The organism is Psychrobacter sp. AOP7-B1-25 (assembly GCF_052376195.1).
Taxonomy (GTDB): domain Bacteria; phylum Pseudomonadota; class Gammaproteobacteria; order Pseudomonadales; family Moraxellaceae; genus Psychrobacter.
In genome coordinates, this window is record NZ_JBQSVK010000013.1 from 16,425 (window position 1) to 38,388 (window position 21,964).

At 41.9% G+C, this 21,964-nt stretch carries 21 protein-coding genes and 1 pseudogene; 12 read left to right on the forward strand and 10 right to left on the reverse strand.

Translation table 11 applies throughout. The features are described 5' to 3' along the window. Positions 1-98 precede the first annotated feature (98 nt). The 3 genes from ACT3QR_RS10460 to ACT3QR_RS10470 all read left to right on the forward strand — a co-directional run bounded on the left by ACT3QR_RS10460 (position 99) and on the right by ACT3QR_RS10470 (position 2,646). On the forward strand, positions 99-659 hold the full coding sequence (locus tag ACT3QR_RS10460) for an acyl-CoA thioesterase (protein ID WP_444521288.1): 561 nt from the start codon (positions 99-101) through the stop codon (positions 657-659). A 177-nt stretch (positions 660-836) separates the two neighbouring features. After that, entirely contained in the window at positions 837-1,937 is a 1,101-nt protein-coding gene (locus tag ACT3QR_RS10465) for a cation diffusion facilitator family transporter (RefSeq protein ID WP_444521289.1), read from the forward strand. A gap of 130 nt (positions 1,938-2,067) precedes the next feature. Next, positions 2,068-2,646: a DUF2059 domain-containing protein gene (locus ACT3QR_RS10470; RefSeq protein ID WP_444521290.1), complete on the forward strand. Its 579-nt coding sequence runs from the start codon at positions 2,068-2,070 to the stop codon at positions 2,644-2,646. A 127-nt stretch (positions 2,647-2,773) separates the two neighbouring features. Here the strand turns inward: ACT3QR_RS10470 and dps are convergent, their stop codons facing one another. Continuing rightward, the gene (dps, locus tag ACT3QR_RS10475; protein ID WP_444521291.1) at positions 2,774-3,256 is read right to left on the reverse strand and encodes a DNA starvation/stationary phase protection protein Dps; all 483 of its coding nucleotides are present in this window, start codon (positions 3,254-3,256) and stop codon (positions 2,774-2,776) included. 469 nt (positions 3,257-3,725) lie between these two features. On the opposite strand from dps, the gene uvrB reads away from it, so the two are divergent. Continuing rightward, entirely contained in the window at positions 3,726-5,837 is a 2,112-nt protein-coding gene (gene uvrB / locus ACT3QR_RS10480) for an excinuclease ABC subunit UvrB (RefSeq protein ID WP_444521292.1), read from the forward strand. Positions 5,838-5,907: 70 nt separating this feature from the next. Here the strand turns inward: uvrB and ACT3QR_RS10485 are convergent, their stop codons facing one another. Then, positions 5,908-6,480, reverse strand: a complete 573-nt coding sequence (locus ACT3QR_RS10485) for a hypothetical protein (RefSeq protein WP_444521293.1) — start codon at positions 6,478-6,480, stop codon at positions 5,908-5,910. Positions 6,481-6,917: 437 nt separating this feature from the next. Between ACT3QR_RS10485 and ACT3QR_RS10490 the strand changes: the two genes are divergently transcribed. Further along, complete coding sequence (locus ACT3QR_RS10490; protein ID WP_444521294.1) at positions 6,918-7,970, forward strand: pyridoxal phosphate-dependent aminotransferase; 1,053 nt, start codon at positions 6,918-6,920, stop codon at positions 7,968-7,970. Positions 7,971-8,268: 298 nt separating this feature from the next. Further along, complete coding sequence (locus ACT3QR_RS10495; protein WP_444521295.1) at positions 8,269-8,646, forward strand: hypothetical protein; 378 nt, start codon at positions 8,269-8,271, stop codon at positions 8,644-8,646. A gap of 101 nt (positions 8,647-8,747) precedes the next feature. On the opposite strand, the gene ACT3QR_RS10500 is transcribed toward ACT3QR_RS10495, so the two are convergent. After that, positions 8,748-9,152 (reverse strand): hypothetical protein, encoded by a 405-nt coding sequence (locus ACT3QR_RS10500; protein WP_444521296.1) that lies wholly within the window; start codon positions 9,150-9,152, stop codon positions 8,748-8,750. 173 nt (positions 9,153-9,325) lie between these two features. Beyond that, positions 9,326-9,841, reverse strand: a complete 516-nt coding sequence (locus tag ACT3QR_RS10505; RefSeq protein ID WP_444521297.1) for a hypothetical protein — start codon at positions 9,839-9,841, stop codon at positions 9,326-9,328. A 317-nt stretch (positions 9,842-10,158) separates the two neighbouring features. Between ACT3QR_RS10505 and recJ the strand changes: the two genes are divergently transcribed. Next, the gene (recJ, locus tag ACT3QR_RS10510; protein WP_444521298.1) at positions 10,159-11,988 is read left to right on the forward strand and encodes a single-stranded-DNA-specific exonuclease RecJ; all 1,830 of its coding nucleotides are present in this window, start codon (positions 10,159-10,161) and stop codon (positions 11,986-11,988) included. 80 nt (positions 11,989-12,068) lie between these two features. Here recJ and ACT3QR_RS10515 read toward each other — a convergent pair whose 3' ends face one another. From ACT3QR_RS10515 to ACT3QR_RS10540, 6 genes and pseudogenes are all read right to left on the reverse strand, one after another. Next, positions 12,069-12,734 carry a trimeric intracellular cation channel family protein gene (locus ACT3QR_RS10515; protein WP_444521299.1) on the reverse strand — a complete coding sequence of 222 codons (666 nt, stop codon included), beginning with the start codon at positions 12,732-12,734 and terminating at the stop codon, positions 12,069-12,071. 71 nt (positions 12,735-12,805) lie between these two features. Further along, positions 12,806-13,441: a trimeric intracellular cation channel family protein gene (locus tag ACT3QR_RS10520; RefSeq protein WP_444521300.1), complete on the reverse strand. Its 636-nt coding sequence runs from the start codon at positions 13,439-13,441 to the stop codon at positions 12,806-12,808. Positions 13,442-13,488: 47 nt separating this feature from the next. After that, positions 13,489-13,681: pseudogene (locus ACT3QR_RS10525) on the reverse strand (multidrug resistance efflux transporter family protein); the annotation flags it as partial. A 56-nt stretch (positions 13,682-13,737) separates the two neighbouring features. Next, on the reverse strand, positions 13,738-14,469 hold the full coding sequence (gene queE, locus ACT3QR_RS10530) for a 7-carboxy-7-deazaguanine synthase QueE (protein WP_444521301.1): 732 nt from the start codon (positions 14,467-14,469) through the stop codon (positions 13,738-13,740). Between the two features lie 226 nt (positions 14,470-14,695). Continuing rightward, complete coding sequence (gene dapD / locus ACT3QR_RS10535; protein ID WP_444521302.1) at positions 14,696-15,517, reverse strand: 2,3,4,5-tetrahydropyridine-2,6-dicarboxylate N-succinyltransferase; 822 nt, start codon at positions 15,515-15,517, stop codon at positions 14,696-14,698. Between the two features lie 225 nt (positions 15,518-15,742). After that, entirely contained in the window at positions 15,743-16,699 is a 957-nt protein-coding gene (locus ACT3QR_RS10540) for an alpha/beta fold hydrolase (protein ID WP_444521303.1), read from the reverse strand. 362 nt (positions 16,700-17,061) lie between these two features. Here ACT3QR_RS10540 and ACT3QR_RS10545 point away from each other — a divergent pair, with 362 nt between their 5' ends. The 5 genes from ACT3QR_RS10545 to ACT3QR_RS10565 all read left to right on the forward strand — a co-directional run bounded on the left by ACT3QR_RS10545 (position 17,062) and on the right by ACT3QR_RS10565 (position 21,885). Further along, on the forward strand, positions 17,062-18,270 hold the full coding sequence (locus ACT3QR_RS10545) for an FAD-dependent oxidoreductase (protein ID WP_444521304.1): 1,209 nt from the start codon (positions 17,062-17,064) through the stop codon (positions 18,268-18,270). Between the two features lie 232 nt (positions 18,271-18,502). Continuing rightward, the gene (gene arsS, locus ACT3QR_RS10550; RefSeq protein WP_444521305.1) at positions 18,503-19,492 is read left to right on the forward strand and encodes an arsenosugar biosynthesis radical SAM (seleno)protein ArsS; all 990 of its coding nucleotides are present in this window, start codon (positions 18,503-18,505) and stop codon (positions 19,490-19,492) included. Between the two features lie 78 nt (positions 19,493-19,570). Next, positions 19,571-20,392 carry a DUF547 domain-containing protein gene (locus ACT3QR_RS10555; protein ID WP_444521306.1) on the forward strand — a complete coding sequence of 274 codons (822 nt, stop codon included), beginning with the start codon at positions 19,571-19,573 and terminating at the stop codon, positions 20,390-20,392. 47 nt (positions 20,393-20,439) lie between these two features. Next, entirely contained in the window at positions 20,440-21,147 is a 708-nt protein-coding gene (locus tag ACT3QR_RS10560) for a TIGR04283 family arsenosugar biosynthesis glycosyltransferase (RefSeq protein ID WP_444521307.1), read from the forward strand. Between the two features lie 81 nt (positions 21,148-21,228). Further along, positions 21,229-21,885, forward strand: a complete 657-nt coding sequence (locus ACT3QR_RS10565; RefSeq protein WP_444521308.1) for a TIGR04282 family arsenosugar biosynthesis glycosyltransferase — start codon at positions 21,229-21,231, stop codon at positions 21,883-21,885. Positions 21,886-21,964 lie beyond the last annotated feature (79 nt).

A 21,964-nucleotide genomic window follows, 5' to 3' on the forward strand; every position in this document is an offset into this window, starting at 1 on the left:
CGATCTAGACTGTCTGATGACAGATGGCTATTTGTGCTATAGGGCGACCTGCTGTATAAATGGTAGACATAATAAATCTCAAACCATTAAGGAATATTATGCCGCAATACAATACCAGCTCAACTGCCAAAAAAGCGCCTTTAAACCATGAGCTATACATGTCAGTACTGATGACGCCTGATATGGCGAATTTTATTGGTAATGTACATGGTGGGGATTTACTCAAGATGCTTGATCAGGTCGCTTATGCTTGTGCCAGTCGCTACAGTGGTAACTATGTGGTGACACTGTCCGTCGATCAGGTGATGTTCCGTGAGCCGATATATGTGGGTGAGTTGGTCACTTTTGCAGCTAGCGTTAATTATGTGGGCAAGACTTCAATGGAAGTAGGTATCCGCGTCGAAGCAGAAGATGTACGTGGTCGTACCGTCCGTCATACCAACAGCTGTTACTTTACGATGGTGGCTATCGATGATAAAGGTAAGCCAACCGCAGTGCCACCACTTGAGATTAAAAACAACTTGCAGCAATGCCGTGCTGATGCTGCGTTGGAGCGTAAGAATTTGCGTATGCAAAGCTCAAATCGACCAAGTTGCGATTTCGAAGAAGTTAATGAGCAGGTTGATGAACATGAAGAGCATGATGAAGTAAAAAAGTAGCCTAACTTATCTGAAATTATTTAACGCTATCCAGCCTTACTGAACTAATAACTTATACAACGACTCACTAAAAAGACACTGATATTGTAAAGCAGCTATCTTAAGCTAATGTATGTTTTAAGCCATTCATCTATGGCAAAAACGCTACCATCAATACGTTACTTCAGTGAGTCTAGCATGAGTTTAAAGCCATCTATTGCTAATCCCCAGCGCCATTTGCCAGCTTCTTCTAAAGCGCAAGCACCTCGCTCGCGTGGGGCAGACAATCATAAAGTCCCAAATGACCTTGAACTAAAAAATACGCTCAATCAAAGCCCTGAAACCAATGATGAGCATTCAGGCTCACTCATTACTGTGTTGATTGCGGTTGGGGCCAATCTTGTGATTGCAATTGCAAAAACAGTTGCTGCCTTTATGACTGGCTCAGCTTCTATGATTGCAGAAGCAGCTCACTCATGGGCGGATGCTGGTAATGGTACATTGCTCATCGTCGCAGAAAAAAAGTCCATCAAACCTGCTGATAAAAGTCATCCGTTAGGCTACGGCAAAGAGTCTTATGTTTGGTCGATGATTGCAGCCTTTGGTGTATTTACGGCAGGCTCAATTGTCTCTATTTATACAGGTATCAAGGAATGGAATGCTACTGAGTCTGAGACTAACTATACGATTGGCTTTATTGTATTGGCAGTGGCGTTTGTGCTCGAAGGAATCTCATTGGTTCAGGCGTACAGACAAAGCAAAAAGCATGGCGAGGCACTTGATATCAGTGCACTTGGCTATGTTGTAGATACATCTAACCCAACATTGCGCGGTGTGTTCTTTGAAGATTTAGCAGCGGTTATCGGTTTGGTGATTGCCGCTGCTGCCATGGGTATGCATGCGTATACAGGTGAGCCATATTGGGATGCGTTAGGGTCTATCATTGTCGGTCTACTACTGGGCATCGTCGCCATATTTTTGATCAGTCGTAACCGTGATTTTTTAGTTGGACATAGAGTCACTGACCGTATGCATGAATACGTTTTAAGTGAGCTGCTCAATCATCCAGATATCGATAGTGTGTCCTACCTGCACTTAGAGTGGGTCGGTCCAAAAAAGATATTTATGGTGGCGGCAGTAGACATAGCAGGTAATCAAAAAGAAGAGCATATTGCTCAGAAGTTTGAAGAAATTGAAAACCTATTTAGAAGTAATCCAGTGTTTCAAGAGGCTATCTTGACACTGTCAGAACCTAACGCAGATACTTTGACTTTACCTGATATAGTCACTCCACTATAGAAGTATGGTAATGTTAACCTCGCTTAAAATATTCAATGTACATCTACCCTCGGTTACCTTATACTACCTTTAAATTTAATCGACTATAGTCTACTAAAAAACAGCTAATAAACCATAAGGCAATAATGATATGAGAACTTTATTTAAGAGCGCTACACTGAAGAACACTGTATTCGCTATATCGTTAAGTATTAGTGCTGTCAGTTTAATGGCGGTGCCAACGATATCGGTACAAGCGGCAGTACCAACGGATGCTTCTCTATTAAAGCTCATTGAGGTGACTAAAGTCGTTGAGATGATGAATGACATGTCTAGTGACAGTGGGATCACAGATCAAGTGACGCAATCTATATTGTCTTCACTGCCTACTGACAATTTGAGTATGGAGCAGCATCAAAGTTTAGAAGCTATAGTTAGTAAATATAGTCAGGAAATGATAGATGGTAGTAATAGAGCCTCTATGAATCAACAAATCGTCGACCTATATGTCCAAACTGCTAAGCAGCATTTTAATCAAGAAGAAGTTGATGCGCAGATAGATTTTTATAGTAGTAAAACGGGCCAAAATATTATTGATAAACAGCCAGATATGATGAAAGACTATATGGCACAAGTAATGCCTATTGTTATGGAATCTACTATGAAAAAGGTACGAGATATTATGCCAAAAATGGCTGCAGATATTAAAGCTCTTAAACTTGACGAGTAGCTTAGACTTGTTAATAAGGAATTTTATCTGTCTAAAATTTCGTGATTCACAAAAATTATAAGCACGAAAAAGCCGTCAACTATGACGGCTTTTTTATAACTTTAATAAGTATTCAGTTCAAGTGTTATTAGTTCTTTGGTGAGTTTGCCCCAATGAACCATGCATCTTTGTCGATAATACGACTTGCTTCTGTAAATAAGTCAGCGGTGTCTTCATCACCTGCATCGCCAGCAGTAGCAATTGCTTCACGCAAAGTTTCTGCGACTTTCTTGTAGCGGCTAGTTAGCTCACGAACATGCTGATCTACTTCAGTGATGTCAGTTGGGTAGTCGTTTAAGATAGACTCTTTTACTACTCGACTCGCCAAACCGTTAGGCTGACCACCCAAGATCACGATGCGTTCTGCAATAGTATCCGATACTTCAAGAATACGCTCTGATGTTTCGTCTAACAGTTGATGCACACCAATGAAACCTTTACCTTGCAGGTTCCAATGGCACTGCTTGCCATCTAGCGTTAAATCGATAACGTTTGCTAGGTTAGCGTTTAACAAATCAATCATTTTTTTTGCAGTTTCGTCTGAAATACCACTTGCGTAACGTTCTCTCATAATTTACTCCATCATTTATTTAAAATTGTTATATTGAATAAAAGTTCAATGTGTTTTTATTGGTCTTCTATTTGATGACAGTCAGTGTAAAACTAATCATATGAATTGCTATATAACTATTAATTCACTTGTATTGAAAAGTCATCAACTTGTTAATTCAAGAACGATAATAGCAGCTTAAATCAATGTTGGAACCCTTGAGTGTTAGGCTTTGTTAGGTGGTCGTGTAACGAGTTTGTTAACCATGAAAATCTTTGTAAATTTATCGAATACTATGTGCGTTTTTTACAACGACGTAAGTTTTATCCGCTAATATTAAGCTTTATCTTTTGATAAATAGTACATATATACACTCATATTTTGGGTAGCAAGACAGCGTTGTAAACATAAGATGAGACCCTTTATTCTCCTTTAAAAACCGCTGCTCAGGCCCCATATTGTTATAAACCTTAATAAGAAGAAAGCCATTATGCGAATGCCTGAACCACGCTCATCGCGTCAGTTAAATCAATTGGCCACTCAGCTCCAAGGCGAAGCTGAAATTAGTGGTGTTAATGCGTCAGGGACGCAAATATCGAGTCGTGCCTTTGAGATGGTTACTGACTTTGAGCCAGCAGGCGATCAGCCGCAAGCCATTAAAAAACTGGTCAACGGTGTCAATTCGGACATGGACGAGCAGTTACTATTGGGTGTCACTGGTTCTGGTAAGACCTATACTATGGCGAAAGTCATCGCTGAAACTCAGCGTCCGACTATTATCATGGCACATAACAAAACACTTGCCGCGCAGCTATATGGTGAGTTCAAATCGTTCTTCCCTAATAATGCGGTTGAATACTTCGTCAGCTACTATGATTATTATCAGCCAGAAGCTTATGTCGCTGCCAGTGACACCTTTATCGAAAAAGACAGCGCTATTAACGATCATATTGACCAGATGCGTCTGTCCGCCACGCGTGCTTTGTTAGAGCGTCGTGATGCGATTATTGTCGCTTCGGTATCGTGTATCTATGGTTTGGGTGATCCAGAGAGTTACTTAAAGATGCTGCTGCATGTCGTTGTGGGCGACAATATAGACCGTACGGCGACTATCAAGCGTTTGGTTGAGATGCAATACACACGTAATGAGCTAGACTTCGGCCGTGGTACGTATCGCTTGCGTGGAGAGCTATTAGATATCTATCCTGCTGAGTCTGAGCAGTTAGCGGTGCGCGTGCATTTATTTGATAATGAAGTTGAAAAAATTACGTGGTTTGATCCATTAACGGGTAAGACGGTACGCAGTGTGCCGCGTATTACTATTTACCCGAAATCGCATTATGTGACGCCGCGCAATAAATTAGAAGCTGCCAGTCATACGATTCGTGAAGAGCTAGAACCGCGTTTGGAGTACTTTCGCGACAATAATAAGCTAATTGAAGCGCAGCGCCTTAAAGAGCGCACCCAGTATGATCTTGAGATGATTCAGCAGCTTGGTTACTGTAACGGAATCGAAAACTATTCACAGCATCTCTCTGGTCGTCCATCGGGAGAAGCGCCGCCGACGTTGTTTGATTATATTCCAGAAGATGCCTTGCTGTTCCTTGACGAGTCACACGTGACTGTTTCCCAGATTGGCGCGATGTATAAAGGCGATAGATCACGCAAAGAAAACTTGGTCAATTATGGTTTTAGATTACCAAGTGCGATGAATAACCGCCCAATGAAGTTTGAAGAGTGGGAACGTATTAAACCCAAAACCATTTATGTCAGTGCTACGCCAGCCCTATACGAGCTTGAGAATAGCGAGCAAGTGGTTGAACAGGTCGTCCGTCCGACTGGTTTGATTGACCCTGAGATTGAGATACGTCCTGTCTTGACGCAAGTCGATGATGTGCTATCAGAGATTACCAAACGCCGTGAAAAAGACGAGCGTGTACTGATTACGACGTTGACTAAGCGCATGTCAGAGGATTTGACTAGCTATCTGAAAGAATATGATGTAAAAGTGGCGTATCTACATTCGGACATCGACACTGTTGAGCGTATGCAGATTATTCATGAGCTCCGTACAGGCGTGCATGATGTATTGGTCGGCATTAACTTACTGCGCGAAGGCTTGGATATGCCTGAAGTATCACTGGTAGCGATATTTGATGCCGACAAAGAAGGCTTCTTACGTTCTGAGCGTTCGCTTATTCAGACCATTGGTCGTGCCGCACGTCATTTGAATGGTAAGGCTATTCTTTACGCTGATCGTATTACGCCAAGTATGCAAAAGGCGATAGATGAGACCAATCGTCGCCGTGACAAGCAGATTGCCTTTAACCTTGAGCATAACATCACGCCGAAAGGTGCTCGCCGTAGTATTACGGATAAGATTGATACGGGGGAGAGCGTGGATGCCAACGACAATCAAGCTATCCCAGTTAAGAGTAACTTGCCAGATGTCGACATCAATATCTTACGTAGTCCTGATTTGCTTGCGAAAGAAATTAAACGCCTAGAGAAACAGATGCAGCAAATGTCGCGCGATTTGAAGTTTGAAGAGGCAGCAAAGACACGTGATAAAGTGCTTGAGTTAAAAGCACATTTAATCTGATAGGTTAGGATAGATACAGAAAAAGTGAGGCACTTAGGAAGTGCCTCACTTTTTTTCTTCAATAGATATATTAGATCCGATACGATTTTTCAATTAGTTCTTTTCTAAATTTACCTAGATGCACTGTCCATTCACGAGATAACTCATGAAGCTGGTGTGCTAATGGACGACAACATTCCGGGGTAAAAAAGTGATTACCTTCACCGAGGTTAGTGTTTGTATACTCTAGAAAGTTTCCGTGACAAAGATTATTTCTTATTCGAACGATTTCTACATCAGTTTTATTTGGTTTTTTAGAGTTTAAATTGTTCAAAAACATTTTTTCTTTTGGAAAAGCTAGAGCTTCTATAGGTAATCCATTATTTTGAGCTGCTAGCAACAAACTATTGCTTAAAGTAGGTATGTTATCAAGTTCAGTCACTATACATGGCTTTGTAATTTGAGACATAGTTACTCTGAGAGAAGCTTCAATACCATTTATAAAGCTCGTGCAAGCTGGCAAATAAAGTTCAGAATCCAATGCCGAAAGTGCTTGAGTAAATAACCAGTGAACTTCAGCGCCTAAATTGTGATGTAAGAAAAAAGACTTTCTTTCGTATTCTATACGTATTTCTTGCAAGTAATACTCTTCTTCGTCCATCATTTAATGTACTCCTTTCATACTTATATATTTCAGAAAATTCATGTGGAAATCATAGATTATAGCTACTTTATTATCGTCAATATCGATTTGCATTGGCTATGCTATTGTTAATCTATACTTCGATTTATAACTTCAATAATATATAAGCTTCCATATAAAAAGTAACTTTATGTTTTATAATATAAATTAGATACTTGCTTCATTTATACAGATTAGTGAATGGTTTTTGCTTATCATAGAATACTTGTAATACAGCGCATTGCCACTTACCATATCCGCATAAAACTCACCATCCATACAATATTCCGAAAATTTAAGTTGCAAGCGAAAAATCTGAGCGCGAGTAAGGCGCTAGTGATGCTTGTTTTTCTCATAGATCACATTGTCAGCACAGACTAAATTTTTGGAATGGACATAATCTAGGCGTATTATTTACTGTGCTTACCAACAACTTAATAGAATTAAACTCTAACGAAAATTCACTCGGCATGTCAGACGCGGCCAAACAAGCCGTTATCGACTCTTTAGACATTGGCTTTCGTTATCCTGATGACCAGCGTGCGGCATTGATTACTAAGGTCGCTGAGATAAATGGTGTGTCGGAGAGCCAAATCTCACTAGGCAGTGGCTCTAGTGAAAATATCCGTACCGTCGTCCAAATGCTACAACATCAAGCATTGGTAGAAGGTAAAAAATTTCAAGTTATCGTGCCGCATCCAACTTTTGCCTATGCTGAGTTATATGCGATATCTATTGATGTGCCTGTGGTAAAAATACCACTGACTACTGAAAATTATGACTTTGACTTACACAGCATGCAAAAAGTCGCTGATGACTTTGATGGGATTAGCTTGTTTTATCTGTGCAATCCAAATAATCCAACTTCGACTATTACTGATACAGTAAAGCTCAAAGAATGGGTAGAAAGTGCGCCAGACAACCATTATTTTTTACTAGACGAGGCTTATTCAGAGTATGTGACTGATCCAAGTTTTGAAAGTGGTATTGAGTGGGTAAGACAACAGCGTTCAGAGAATCTTATTATCGTGCGTACTTTTTCAAAATTATGTGCACTTGCTGGCATGCGTGTCGGCTATGCAGTTGCTAGCTCGAAAATGGTAGCCAGACTCGAGGCTTTTATCTCGATTGATAATACCAATTTGTCAGGCGCTGTCGCTGCGTTAGCGACTTTGGATGATGACGAGTTTCTAGCATTGAGCTTGCGGACGACCAATCAATCGCGGCAGATGGTTGAGCAGATATTAGATGAGCTTGGTTTACGTTACTTGCCCTCGCAGGCGAGTTTTGTATTTCATGAGATAAAAGGCGATGTACAAACCTATATCGATAGAATGCGCGAACATGGGATTGCGGTTGGACGTGAGTTTGCGCCTATTACTGATTTTAATCGTTTAACGCTTGGTAGACCTGATGAGATGGCAGTATTTGTAGAAGTACTCAAGTCATTTCGTGAAAAAGACTGGGTCTAATTCAGTCAGTCAATGTAGTTCGATAATATGAAAGGGGAGTTGCTAGCTGGCAGTGCCCTTTTTTTAGGTGTATTTTTATAGACCTATTTTGCTGGTTATATATTGAAGCTAAGACTAACCACACATTTTTACCAACATCAAACGCAGTTTTACATATCGCCCCTTAAATAACCTGACGCTATCTTATAGGATAACTGAGTAAAGCATGACCCGTTAATCACACAGATGAATATTGGGTAGCAGCCACAGTGCTCGACATGCTCACGTATCTTATAATTATAAAGTTAGGGATGTACCTATGTTTGATATCAAGTCATTTTTTAAACGAGAAGTAGAAAAAAAACTCATTGATGTAGATGATTACATTTTTATGCCAGAACGTGTAGAGATGGAAATCGAAGGCGGACTATTAAATTGTGTGTTGAACAGTGATGGACGTGTAGATATTTTTTATAGTAAAGACGGCGTCACTGAGGTTGGTTCAGCTTCGCGTAAGCATCCATTTACTGCATTTGAAAAAGAGCTATATCACGGTATTTACGATGATGTTATCAATGATTTAATTAAGGAAGTAGACAAAATTATCGAGAGCTCTTCAAAATACTTCCGCCGCAGCCAATCATTGCCTCTCACTGCTTCTATAACGTCTCAACCACCTGAGACAAACAAGTTTTAGGCTAATCAGTAGAATTAAAACATTAGCAATAAAAAGGGTGCGCTATGTATAACGCACCCTTTTTATTACTTTTTATTTTTATGAATAACGCAATTTACCTTCTATTGCACAAAGCTTGCATAGCAACTTTGGATAGATTTTGCGACCACTTCTGATACTAACTGGGTGCGATAGCTTGAGTCAATAGCGGCATTGCCCAATTCAACGATAGTGACTTGCTGAGGCGCTTGCTCACTCACACACCCACAAACATTGGTTTTAACCGTTTCTTGCTGTGCTTCAGTCATCGCAGCACTTGCTACACGCCATGCGTTTTGGTTTTCAATTTCGCTACGACATTGCGTATCAATCGCTGATGTTAATACATTCATACCAATGCTACTTGCAGTTGTTATGGCTGTGTTAGCACTAGTGCTGCCACCTGTAGTCGTACCAGTACCCGTTGATGTACAGCCAGCTAGAGCAAGAGTGGCAAGCATAGCGGTTGAAGCCAAAAGTTTTTTCATGGGTTAACTCCTTAGAGTAGTTGATAGTTTTGGACATCCATCTTATCAGTAAAACCTATTAATGACATTATTAACTCATGGCTCATACCATTTTCTAATCGTAGAATCAAAAAAAACCAGCTAAGTAATTACTTAACTGGTTTAATAGGGAATAAGTAAGCTATCTATCTCTTTTATACGTTTTTACCGTGTTCCTTTTGCTGAATATCTTTTGCCAACTTATAGCATTCGTTGATATGGTCATTAGCGATTTTCTTAAAAATCGTATAGCCCATAGTCGCAGCGACCAATTGACCACCAAGTGGGATAAATTTGGTCACTTGTTTAGCGGCGATACGACCACCGAAACCTTGAATGGTTTTTTTGACGATACCGCGTGTCGCCATTAGACCAGCGAAATCTACGGTACGGTCTTTTACTGCGCTCCAATGCACTTCGCGTGACTCTAGATTAATGGCTGACTGACGGTCTTCAATGAGACCAAAACGCTCACTAATCTCTGGAATTAATTGGGTCAACATGCCCGCATCGACTGCAACATCAAAAAATGGTACTGGAACAACAGCTACACCAGCAGAAACTCTAGCGCGTTTTTTTACCATTCCCTGACATTCTTTTTTAATTTTATCAAGATCTAGGTTAGGGTCGATAGTGTTTGGAAGTTTTTCGGCAACTGGTGTGGTTTTCATAAAGCGTCCTTATAAATAATTAAAATATAGATGATAAAAAGTTCAGTAAATAACAAATTCTTCAGTTGCTTACTATTCTATGGATTTATGCGTGGCTTACAATCATTGCTTTGTAGCAAAATGAATGAAATTACTCACACTGTGCACCTTTTTTGTAAGTAATGAAGTGAAGTTGGTTTGTACAAGCTATAGAAATGGCCGTATCAATCATCGCCAACTTACGGGCATTACTTAACAGATTGTACAATGCTTAATGATATACAAAGGTAGTATAAATTGTCATTGTGACCCTCCACCAAAGCCAGTAGAATACGTTCATGCTAAATTTAACCCCCCGCTATACCAGCACTCGCATCGACGAGTTGCCCGCCGCGCTGCAACCACTTGCCGCTGAATCATTCACGCTTGCCCGTCTGTATGCAGGGCGAGGTATCACAATGCCTGATGAGCTGACGACCAGTTTAGCTGGTCTATTGCCTGCTGAGGCCCTGCACGGTGTCACTGAGGCCGTGCGTTTATTAGACTTGGCGATTGATGAGCGTCAGCGTATTCTAATCGTTGGTGATTTTGACTGTGATGGTGCAACCAGTACAGCACTAATGATGCGCGCGCTCACGAAGATGGGTGCAGTCGTTGATTTCCTAGTGCCAGATCGCTTTAAATACGGTTATGGTCTGACGCCAGAGATTGTCGAGTTAGGTATTGAGACTTTCCAGCCAGACATGATAGTAACAGTTGATAATGGCATCTCAAGTCATGAAGGGGTAGCGCGTGCCCAAGCTGATGGTATCACGGTAATTATCACTGATCATCATCTTACGACCAAAGAGACGCCACCTGCGGAAGCGGTGGTCAATCCCAATCAGTTAGATTGTAACTTTGCTAGTAAGGCACTGGTCGGAGTTGGAGTCGCATTTTATGTGCTTGGACGATTAGCAAAGCTACGCCGCGAAGCTGACAAGTCTACGGTACAGGTTAGCCAATATCTGGATTTGGTCGCACTTGGAACGATTGCAGATGTTGGAGTATTGGATAAAAACAATCGTATCTTGGTTCATCACGGGTTATCAGCCATTCGTCAAGGCCGCTGCTGTATGGGGATATTGGCATTGCTTGAGCAAGCTGGCCGTGATCCCAAGCAACTTCATGCACAGGATTTTGGTTTTGTGTTGGGCCCACGTATCAATGCCGCTGGGCGTATGGATAATATGCGTATTGGTATCGAGTGCTTATTAACAGAAGACTGGAGTACGGCACAACGTTTGGCACAAGAGCTTGAACAGTTAAACCGCACGCGTCGTCATGTAGAGGGCGAGATGCGTGCGCAAGCTGATAGTATCGTACAAGCACTGGCTACTAAAGACGATAGTACGAGTAGTGATAGCAATGATAATACCAGTAACGATGAGTCAATCACTCCAGCTGTCTCTACTGCTAAAGCGAGCAATAGAGGCGCGCGTAGTATTATTCTATATCAAGATGACTGGCATCAAGGAGTCATTGGCATTGTCGCTGGTCGATTGAAAGAGAGTCACTATCTACCGAGTATCGTATTTGCGCCAGCAGATACTGAACAAACGGATGAAGACAGCGCCATTAAAGGTTCAGCACGGTCTATCCCAGGTATACATATTCGTGATGCGATTGAACAAGTTGCTGAGCGCCACTCTGACTTAATCAGTCATTTCGGTGGGCACGCGATGGCAGCAGGTCTGACCCTCAAGCGCCGTAACTTTGAGGCATTTGTCACAGCCTTTAACGAAGTAATGGCCAAAATGGATGATGAAGTCTTTGCAGAGCAAAAATTCACCGATGGACCTTTGCAAGCGAGCGACTTTAGCTTATGGTTTGCTGAGCATTTAGCTGATGCCAGTATCTGGGGTCATGGATTTGCGCCACCTGTATTTGACGGTGTGTTTGAAGTTCTGAGCTTTAAGATTTTGAAAGACAAACATCTTAAGCTATCACTGCGCTATCCAGAAGTTCAATATCCGATAGAGGCAATTTGCTTTAACTTTGACAATGAAGCTTGGGATTACCGTGCTAAGCAAGTCCATTTGTTATTTCAGCTAGATATCAATGAGTGGAATGGCAAGCAAAGCTTACAGCTGATGGTAAAAGACTTGGCTGTGGTAGAGCAAGGCTAAGTCAACAATGCTAAAACGCCAATAATAGACGCGCTCACATATGGGCGCGCTGGCATTCTTCACACCTATTTATGCTAGTGTCAGTATTTCCATTCTATTGTTGGAAACTGCCAATCGTAGCGAATAGCCAGCATACGCAAGGTAAAAATCGTACTCATCGTAGAAATGTCAGCTACCCAATTTGTAACGCCTAAGTGCCTTAGAGCAAAGTACAAAACACCACCCGTTAACGCCGCAGTGATGTAAATCTCTTGCTGTAGTACCAATGGAATCTCATTGCAAATCATATCGCGAATGATGCCACCAACCACGATGGTAATCACACCCAATAATAGAGCCACAGGCACATTGGCGCCCATGTCATCAGCAATCTTGATACCTATTAGCGTAAAGGCTGACAAACCAATGGTATCGGAGAGTTTGAGAAATTTATCCACGCGTCTTGAGTTTGGATGAAAAAATATCTGCATCGCTAGTGAAGAGATCGTAATAAGGGCCAGGTAGCTCATATCTACCATCCAAAATAATGGATGGCGATCTAGAATCACATCGCGTACTGTGCCGCCACCGATAGCGGTGACAATAGACACGAGCAGACAGCCGAAGACATCGAAGTTTTTGTGTTTGGCAAGTATCGTGCCTGAGATACTACAGGCGATAATACCGATCATATCAAATAAATATATCAAAGAGCCTGGGTCAAAAGTAGTGATCAGTACGGTAGGATCCAATACGATAGCCAACATGGGCAGTTCTCACTATTTTCAATTATCGTTAGTCAAACAAAAGCTACCTAAGCAGAGCTTTGCTCAATTAATCAATCTACAAGTCGTATAGAGGGCAGATGCCAGTCGAACCTAAGCGCTAGCATACGTACCGCAAATATGACAAATAACATAATAAATTCGTTGATACTGGCACTTACCCCAAAATACTGTAAGCACAAATAAGTCACGGACCCTGCGATACTGGCAGTAATATAAATCTCACGCTGTAGCACTAGAGGTATCTCATTACAGATGATATCACGCAGTAGGCCACCAATAATGGCGGTCCAGACCCCCATCATAATAGCAATGAGAGGTGACATGTCTAGGGTTAGGGCCACCTTAAAACCAATCACACTAAAAGCTGCCAGTCCAATGGCATCGAAAAGTTTTAATGCATTGTCAATCTTATGATAAAGATGGAAGAAGATTTGTAAGACAAGAGATGTCACCGTGATAACGATCACGTAATTAAGGTCGGTCATCCAAAATAGAGGGTGACGATCTAGAGCCATATCACGTAATGTGCCACCGCCGATAGCATTAACCATCGCCACCAAAATACAACCAGCGATATCAAAACCTTTATGCTGCGCCAGCAACGTTCCTGCAATGGCGCACGCAATAACGCCAACCATATCCAATAAATATAATAGAATATCAGGAAAAATCAAAGCATTAACCATGGTTATATTGCCAAATCGTAATTATCAAAATGATAGGTGTTGTTGTTTTAGCCATCTTTTGCAAACAGTATTAGTCCGATAATAATCAGCACGATACCGACTAAACCTAAGGGAAGTGGATTACCCAGCAGAATCATACCACCGACTAAAGTAAAGATGATCTCACTTGCTTGAGGTTACTGCGTGCTCTCGTGCATATAAGAACAGGTTGGTCGCAGCCACGCCTGATAGCAGACCAACTGATTGCCAATAGGGTAGCTAATCTAGGGCACTCTAGGTGTTTACACTTCGTATTTTTACTTGCCTTTGGCGTCTGCCCAAATGATTTTGTGCAGTTGCAGCTGAAAACGTACTGGCAAGACATCAGCCAACATCCATTCCGCCAGTTCTCGCGCTAGTACAGGTACTTCAGGGCTGAGCTGTTCGTCGACATCGTCTGCGACGTTGAACATCGGAGAGAACCACACCGTACCGACCAATTCGTTTAGCTTGTGCTCGGTCAATTTAGCTTTTGCCCAGTCATAATCCTTACGATTCATAATGACGAACTTGATTTGGTCATGCTCGGTGAGATAGTTAAGATTTGACCATAAGTTTTTATCGACTTCGCCTGAGCTTGGCGTTTTGAGATCCATCACCTTGCTGACTGCTGGCGGCACATGTTCTACTGTGAGTGCGCCTGCTGTCTCAAGAGATATCTCGTAGCCATCACTCAGCAAACGTGTCATCAGCTCAATAGCATTTGGCTGTGCTAACGGCTCACCACCAGTTAGACAGATGCGCTTGCAAGGATAGCCTTTGATGGTTTCTATGATGGTTTCTAATGATTGGCGTTCGCCGCCAGTAAAAGCATATTCAGTATCACAATAGACGCAGCGCAGCGGACAGCCCGTTAGACGCACAAATATCGTCGGCAAGCCTGAGGTGATTGCTTCACCTTGTAAGGAATAAAAAATCTCAGTCAGACGCAATCCTGCTTCAGGGTCAGTGACAGGGATAGCGGCGGTGCGTAATAATGATTCACTCATAATATTTCAAATACAGTTAAAGGTCGATAAGGCGATAAAGCATTTATCAATCGTAATAAAAAAGGCAGGGGATTGTACGGATGGTTTTGTGTTTGCATAAAGCAAAACTAAAAGAGGATTATAACGTAACACGTTATATTAAGCTGCAAAAAAGATGCTGGAGTCATTCTCCAGCATCTTCATATAAAACAATATTATTCAATAAACAACGGTACGTGCTAAATATTTAGGCTAAGCGTAATAGCTCATTTACTGATGTTTTTTCACGAGTTTGCGCATCAACTTTTTTCACGATAATTGCAGCGTATAAGCTGTGCGTGCCATCTTCTGACGGTAAGCTACCTGGTACGACAACAGAACCTGCTGGTACACGGCCACGATGGATCTCACCAGTTTCACGATCATAGATGCGCGTCGATTGACCGATGTATACACCCATAGAGATGACAGCGCCTTCTTCTACGATTACGCCTTCAACGATTTCAGAGCGTGCACCGATGAAGCAGTTGTCTTCGATGATAGTAGGGTTTGCTTGCAATGGCTCTAATACGCCACCAATGCCAACGCCGCCTGATAGATGGACGTTTTTACCGATTTGAGCACATGAACCAACAGTCGCCCACGTATCTACCATGGCGCCTTGGTCAACATAAGCACCGATATTGACATACGATGGCATTAATACCGCACCAGCTGCGATGAAAGATCCTTTACGAGCGATTGCTGGTGGCACAACACGTACGCCAGCTTCTTTGAACTGTGCCTCTGTCCAATCAGCAAACTTAGTCGGCACTTTGTCATAGAACTGCACATGCTCGCCAGCAGCTTGAACGTAGTTGTCGTTTAGACGGAAAGACAGTAATACCGCTTTTTTCGCCCATTGGTTGACAACCCATTCGCCATCTCTCTTTTCTGCAACGCGTAGGCTGCCATTATCTAGTTGCTCAAGTACTTGTTCAACCGCATCACGAACGTCTTGTGGCATAGTGCTTGGGCTATACTCGTTACGATTTTCAAAGGCTTGTTCGATGGTTTGTTGTAGTGACATAAAAAATCCTAAAATGAATGAAAGGGATATTAATCTTAATGTTATGGTTACTGACTTATATGACCCAGCCTGAAGTAAAACTCAAGGTATGGCTCGGTCCAAAAACTTGCTCGCTGTATTGTCGCCAATTTGGCCGCTTTTAGCAAACACGTTGAAGACCTTATTGTGACAATATTGAATGAGTTGTTTTTAGATGTCTTCTTAAGACAACTAATTTATCATGATTTAATCGCCAGTCGTATTGGTCTCTATCCATTCTAAAATATCTTGATAGACAGTCTGCTTATCTTTTTCGTGCAACACTTCATGGCGCATATTAGGGTATAGCTGGATATCGACATGACTGAAATTAAGCTTGTCCAAACGCGTGACAACCCTGCGTATACCGCGACCCATTTCACCGATTGGATCATCTTCACCGCTAATAAACAGCATCGGGAAGTTTTTGGCAATGGTGATGGCCCAGTTTTTATTCAACCCAGTATCCATGAGCGTAAACAACGTCATAAAACCATTATTGGTAAAGTCAAAACCAGTCTGAGGATCGGCTTCATAGGCTTCAATGTTTGCAGTATTTTCACTGAGCCACGCAAACTGTGAGGACGAGTTGCGATCAGGTAGTTGGCTGTTGAGGACTTTGTTCATTACCTTAGCAAAAATTGTATTCGGCTGTCTTGGTGCGACTTTGGCCAGTAGTTTATTAATGGGTAATAAAACCTTGGCCAGTGGGTTAGCATTTGCTGAACCCATTAGGATGGCGCCTGTAAAATTATGCGCATGATGTTTGAGTACATTGCGCACGATAAAAGACCCCATCGAGTGACCCATTACAAAATGCGGCACATCTGGATGACGGTCTTTTAGGCTATCTGCCATCACAATCACATCCTTTAATAACGACTGTACCGGATGTTCTTCACCAAAAAAACCGAGATCGGCCTCGGTCTTGATAGTCTGTCCATGACCTAAATGATCGTAAGTTGCCACAGCAATACCATTGTCTGCCAAAAACTGTGCAAAATCTCTATAGCGACCGCTGTGCTCTGCCATGCCATGCACAATCAGTAAAGTCGCGCTAATGTCGACGTCTTTGTTACTTGGTTCAAAAAAATCATGATGCAAGTAGTGAATATTATCAGAAGACAAAATATGATCGTTACTGGTATCGGTGTTGGTACTCATGTAAGGTTCCTTGATTACTTATAATTTTCATTAATGGTTTTGACAATGTTTCTCAAATAATGGGTCAAGTAGCGCAATTTATCATGCGGCTCTTATAGTGTCCTATTGTACTGGGCGATGATAAATAATTTCACATTATTTTATGATTTTAATTCAGTGATACAAAATATCGTTCTCGCAATAACGAACAACGCAGTGACTATTGCTGAATCCGTATAAACCATATAAGTCATTTACGCTCTTGCTGTGTACCCGCAATAGATTTGTCTTATTTATATGATACTTTTAAATGAGTTTTTAAAGTCATTTATATTAATAATCGTTCTATTAAACACTAACCAACCGCTTTGATAAAATCATCTATGACAAAATTTTCATCGAAAAAAATACTACTATTAGCAGGGGCAGGTCATGCTCATATTGGCATGTTGCGCCGCCTTAGCGCAGAGCGCTTAAAGCAAACCGATACTACAGATGCAGATATTCATTTGATTAGTGAGCAACCACAAACAATCTATTCTGGCATGTTACCTGGTTGGATGGCAGGGCATTATCAGTTGCATGATATCAGTATCGATATCAAATCGCTTTGTATGCGAGCAGGTGTGCGCTTCGTTCAGCAGTCGCTTGTTCAAGTAAACGCAGCCTCTAATAAAGTAGTGACGACTGGCGATGAACAAACGGATTTTTCCTATGATGTGTTGTCTCTAAATACGGGCGCAGATACGGACATGCGTTGGCTGTATGATCAAAATGATCACAGAAACAATGGTAACAATAGTGTCGATAGAGAGGTTGATGCTGGTACTGTAGGTAGCGATGCTAATACTGACGTGATTGCTATACGACCCTTATCGACATTTATCACGCAATGGCAGCAAGTTCTAAAGGATGCTCAGCAATCTGAAAAGTATCAATTGGCTATTATCGGAGCGGGCGCGGCGGCAATAGAGTTGGTCATGGCTGCCCAAGTCGCGCTACAGAAAATCAATCGTAATCATCAAGTGACATTAGTATGCGGTGAGAATCTTTTATCAGGGTTTAACTCGGGCTTTCGTCAGCGGGTGGTCAAGCAGTTATATCGCCATGGCATTACGATAATTCGAGAACGAGCAACTGATTATTGTGATGGCAAGCTGTCGACCACTCATAAATCATTGCCTATCAATGCTGTCATTGCTGCGACTGGCGTCATAGGGTCGGCATGGACTGACTCTACGGATTTGGAAATCAAGGGACATGGGTTTATCGCGGTAAACCATAAACAGCAGAGCATCTCTCATTCTAATGTGTTTGCTGTCGGGGATGTGGCGACACGAGTCGATAAATACGTGGCGCATTCAGGGGTACACTCAGTACATGGTGGCGCCATCGAAGCCGATAACTTATTGGCCTATCTAAAAGATAGCGTGATGAAAGGCTATCAGCCAAAGACTCGCACGCTATACCTGCTATCTTGCGGTGATAAATACGCTATTGGTAGTTGGGGTAACGTCAACCTACAAGGTCGCTGGGTATGGCATCTTAAGAAGTATATTGATAAGCGTTTTATCGAAGCTGATAAGGACTAAAGAAGGTTAATGCTTATTTGGAATAAAAGATAAAATCCATATGTTTAGTTGTCAATAGTTATTGATAATCAGGTATGATTGATTAGATAAACCGTAAAGTAGGTAAATAATTTTTAAGCTGTAAATTTTCAAAATAAACAGTAAAAGCAATGCGCTACCTTCTTTATTCATAAAATTCAATTTATATTGCTATCCTTTTTTAGTTGTACTGCTAACAGGATTTTAGACCACTATGAAATCAACTATCGATTTACTTGAGCATACTGATTTTCCAGCGATAAAACGCCGTCAACTAACGATATTGCAAGTCAATATGGGCTACTTATGTAATATGTCCTGCGTACATTGTCATGTAGCCGCCAGCCCTTATCGTACCGAGATGATGTCACGTGAGTTGGTTGAGTTGATACCAGAGGTATTGCAAGCACAAAACATCGATACGCTTGATTTGACGGGCGGTGCACCTGAGATGCACGAGGATTTTAAGTATTTGGTTAAGGCTGCTCGAGCCTTAGGTGTCAAAGTGATAGACCGCTGTAATCTGACAATCCTCATGGAAGAAGGTTATGAGGATATGGCACAGTTTTTAGCAGATAACCACGTTGAAGTGGTGGCATCTTTGCCTTGTTATTCCTTAGAAAACGTGGATAAGCAGCGCGGTAAAGGCGCATTTGACGACAGTATATTGGGATTACAAAAGCTCAATCAGTTGGGCTATGGCAAGCCTGATTCGGATTTAACGTTAAACTTAGTCTACAACCCACAAGGTGCGACATTGCCACCCAATCAAGAGCAGCTTGAAGCGGATTATAAGCATGAGCTAAAAGCGCACTTTGCTATTGAGTTTAATCATCTATTTGCCCTAACCAATATGCCTATTCAGCGTTTTGGCGCGGTGCTATTGGCAAAGAAACAATTCCATCCGTATATGGATTTGCTCAAAGCCAACTATATGGCTGCTAATTTGGCCGAGGTTATGTGTCGCTCGACCATTAGTGTTAATTGGTTGGGTGAGCTATTTGATTGTGATTTCAATCAGCAGTTAGAAATTCCTGTACCAAACAAGTCACGGCGACATCTAAGTGATTTGTTAACGCAAAATCCTTCTGGTGATGACATTGCCATTGCGGATCATTGCTATGGCTGTACAGCAGGACAGGGAAGTAGCTGTGGTGGTGCATTAGAAGAAGCGGTAGAGCCTGCGCTAATAGACACGCTTTAGCAGTTTTAATATAAGTACTTTTAAAGTAGACAAAAAACAACCTAGACAAAAACAATCAGTGTAAACGGAGTAAGCCTTATGTCAGTATTTAATTTTTCAGCGAAGACGTTGTTCGCACAACCAGTGATTGCCACGACTATTTTATTAGCAAGCGTGGCCGCTCATGCTGACTTTAATCATCAGAGCTGGGATAGCTTATTAAATAAGCACGTGACCATGACCAATGGTGGCAAAGCTTCAGTGGTCAATTATGCTGGCATGAAGGCAGATAAAAGTAAGCTGACAAGCTATCTGGAGGCAACAAGCAAGGTATCTAAATCAGAGTTCAATCGTTGGAGTAAAAACGAGCAGTTGGCATTTTTAATCAATGTTTATAACGCTGGTACGGTTGATTTGGTATTGACGAAATATCCAAACGTCAAATCTATTAAAGACATTGGCGGATTATTAGGGTCGCCATGGAAGCAAGATTTTGTTTCGGTACTCGGCAAGACGCGCTCACTTGATGATATCGAGCACAATCTGATTCGTGGTTCTAAACGTTACAACGATCCGCGTATTCACTTTGCGGTCAATTGTGCCAGTATTGGTTGTCCAGCCCTGCAAGATGATGCCTTTACCGGCAAGCGCTTAGACAGTCAATTAGAGCAGGCAACGTCTAAGTTTTTAGCAGACAGTAGCCGCAACAGTCTTAAAGGCAATACGCTAAGAGTGTCGCCAATTTTTAAATGGTATAAAGAAGATTTTGCAACCAACTGGCGTGGCACAAAAAATTTAGCAGGGTTTTTGGGTCGTTATAGCTCGTCATTAGGGTTGAGTAAAGCTCAGACAGCAGATCTCAAACAAGGCAAGATAAAAATAAGCTATACCGATTACAACTGGAATTTGAACAAAAAATAAATCAGTTTCTAATCCTTAATTAGTTGATTAACGTGACGGTATATCTATTGAATCTCTCCATCATCGTTCCTTTATTAAATGAAGCGGATAACTTACCTAAGCTTGTGGCTCACATTGTCAGCCTTGATCCAGCACCGCAGCAAGTAATATTGGTCGATGGAGGTTCGGTAGATGACTCAGTTACGGTCGCCAACCGCTTGCTCAAACGTACAGAGGCTGCTCAATCAGTCATTGACTGGCATGTTATCGATTCTACAGTTGGGCGCGCACAGCAAATGAATGTGGGCGCTATGTTAGCCACGGGTGATGTGTTGCTATTTTTACATGCTGATACCGAGCTGCCAGCCGACGCGATAGATAATGTTCAACAGGCAATGGCTCAGTACGACTGGGGACGCTTTGATGTGCGTTTAGATAGCCATAGTCCATTGTTGAAAATCGTGGGACTAATGATAAACCAGCGCTCACGCCTAATGAGGATAGCCACTGGCGATCAAGCAATATTTATCAAAAAATCTGTATTTGAGCAGATTGGTGGCTATCCTAATCAGTCATTAATGGAAGATATCGAGCTGTGTAAACGGCTAAAAAAGATTGCTCGACCAGCTTGTCTAAAAAGTAAAGTTAAGACTTCAGCGAGGCGTTGGCAGCAGCATGGCACGTGGCGGACGATTTTTTTGATGTGGCAGCTGCGCTTTGATTATTGGCGCGGCGTATCGCCTGACGTTTTAAAGCAACGCTACTACAAGTCGTAAAGTTATTTGTTTTATTAATATGATAGGTAAGATAAGAAAGCGTTCATACTGATGCATTCGACCGATTGAGAGACAGTTATAGTGACAACTGATTCATTTGCAGGACATCAGGATACTTGCATCATTATTTTTGCGAAGTATCCAGCGCCCAATAAGGCAAAAACCCGTTTGCAGCCAGCGTTAGGGGTAGAAGGTGCTGCACGTATGGCGAGGCAGTTGCTGCTACATAGTATTGATCAGGCTATTGATACTGGTTTTTCCGTTGAGTTATGCGTGAGTCCAGCACCAACAGATTCATGCTGGCAAGTATTTGATTTACCCAACTCGCTGCGCTGGTCTGCTCAGACTGATGGTGACTTGGGTTTGCGTATGTTGGTGGCCAGTCAGCGCGCACTGCAACATTTTAAAAAGGTTGTGTTAGTTGGTACGGACTGTCCTAGCCTCACGGTATCGTGTATTCAAACAGTGGTAAGGCAATTAGATCAACATGATACGGTCATGGTTCCAGCGACTGATGGTGGTTATGTGTTGTTGGGGTTCAAGCAAGTTGATGAAAGCCTGTTTTCGGATATTATCTGGAGCACTGCTAGTGTAGCCGCTGTCACTAAGCAGCGTATAGCAGCATTAGGTTGGACACTGGCGTTATTTGATCCTTTGCATGATATTGATGAGCCGAAAGATCTAAAACATTTACCGTCAGGCTGGCTAGATTCTCATATCAAAGTCGGTGGCAGTTGATAATAGATAATTGACAATTAGGTTAATAAATTCACTAAGGTAGTTGTATATTCTAAGATCGTTTGGTAAGTCTTTTAAC

Excerpts from the sequence above, each read along its gene's own strand:
- recJ (WP_444521298.1), top strand. The coding sequence starts at position 10,159 with ATGCTAAATTTAACCCCCCGCTATACCAGCACTCGCATCGACGAGTTG.
- ACT3QR_RS10465 (WP_444521289.1), top strand. The coding sequence starts at position 837 with ATGAGTTTAAAGCCATCTATTGCTAATCCCCAGCGCCATTTGCCAGCT.
- ACT3QR_RS10485 (WP_444521293.1), bottom strand. The coding sequence starts at position 6,480 with ATGATGGACGAAGAAGAGTATTACTTGCAAGAAATACGTATAGAATAC.
- ACT3QR_RS10540 (WP_444521303.1), bottom strand. The coding sequence starts at position 16,699 with ATGAGTACCAACACCGATACCAGTAACGATCATATTTTGTCTTCTGAT.
- ACT3QR_RS10495 (WP_444521295.1), top strand. The coding sequence starts at position 8,269 with ATGTTTGATATCAAGTCATTTTTTAAACGAGAAGTAGAAAAAAAACTC.
- dapD (WP_444521302.1), bottom strand. The coding sequence starts at position 15,517 with ATGTCACTACAACAAACCATCGAACAAGCCTTTGAAAATCGTAACGAG.
- ACT3QR_RS10555 (WP_444521306.1), top strand. The coding sequence starts at position 19,571 with ATGTCAGTATTTAATTTTTCAGCGAAGACGTTGTTCGCACAACCAGTG.
- ACT3QR_RS10520 (WP_444521300.1), bottom strand. The coding sequence starts at position 13,441 with ATGGTTAATGCTTTGATTTTTCCTGATATTCTATTATATTTATTGGAT.
- uvrB (WP_444521292.1), top strand. The coding sequence starts at position 3,726 with ATGCGAATGCCTGAACCACGCTCATCGCGTCAGTTAAATCAATTGGCC.
- ACT3QR_RS10505 (WP_444521297.1), bottom strand. The coding sequence starts at position 9,841 with ATGAAAACCACACCAGTTGCCGAAAAACTTCCAAACACTATCGACCCT.
- ACT3QR_RS10470 (WP_444521290.1), top strand. The coding sequence starts at position 2,068 with ATGAGAACTTTATTTAAGAGCGCTACACTGAAGAACACTGTATTCGCT.
- ACT3QR_RS10545 (WP_444521304.1), top strand. The coding sequence starts at position 17,062 with ATGACAAAATTTTCATCGAAAAAAATACTACTATTAGCAGGGGCAGGT.
- arsS (WP_444521305.1), top strand. The coding sequence starts at position 18,503 with ATGAAATCAACTATCGATTTACTTGAGCATACTGATTTTCCAGCGATA.
- ACT3QR_RS10500 (WP_444521296.1), bottom strand. The coding sequence starts at position 9,152 with ATGAAAAAACTTTTGGCTTCAACCGCTATGCTTGCCACTCTTGCTCTA.
- ACT3QR_RS10460 (WP_444521288.1), top strand. The coding sequence starts at position 99 with ATGCCGCAATACAATACCAGCTCAACTGCCAAAAAAGCGCCTTTAAAC.
- queE (WP_444521301.1), bottom strand. The coding sequence starts at position 14,469 with ATGAGTGAATCATTATTACGCACCGCCGCTATCCCTGTCACTGACCCT.
- ACT3QR_RS10515 (WP_444521299.1), bottom strand. The coding sequence starts at position 12,734 with ATGTTGGCTATCGTATTGGATCCTACCGTACTGATCACTACTTTTGAC.
- dps (WP_444521291.1), bottom strand. The coding sequence starts at position 3,256 with ATGAGAGAACGTTACGCAAGTGGTATTTCAGACGAAACTGCAAAAAAA.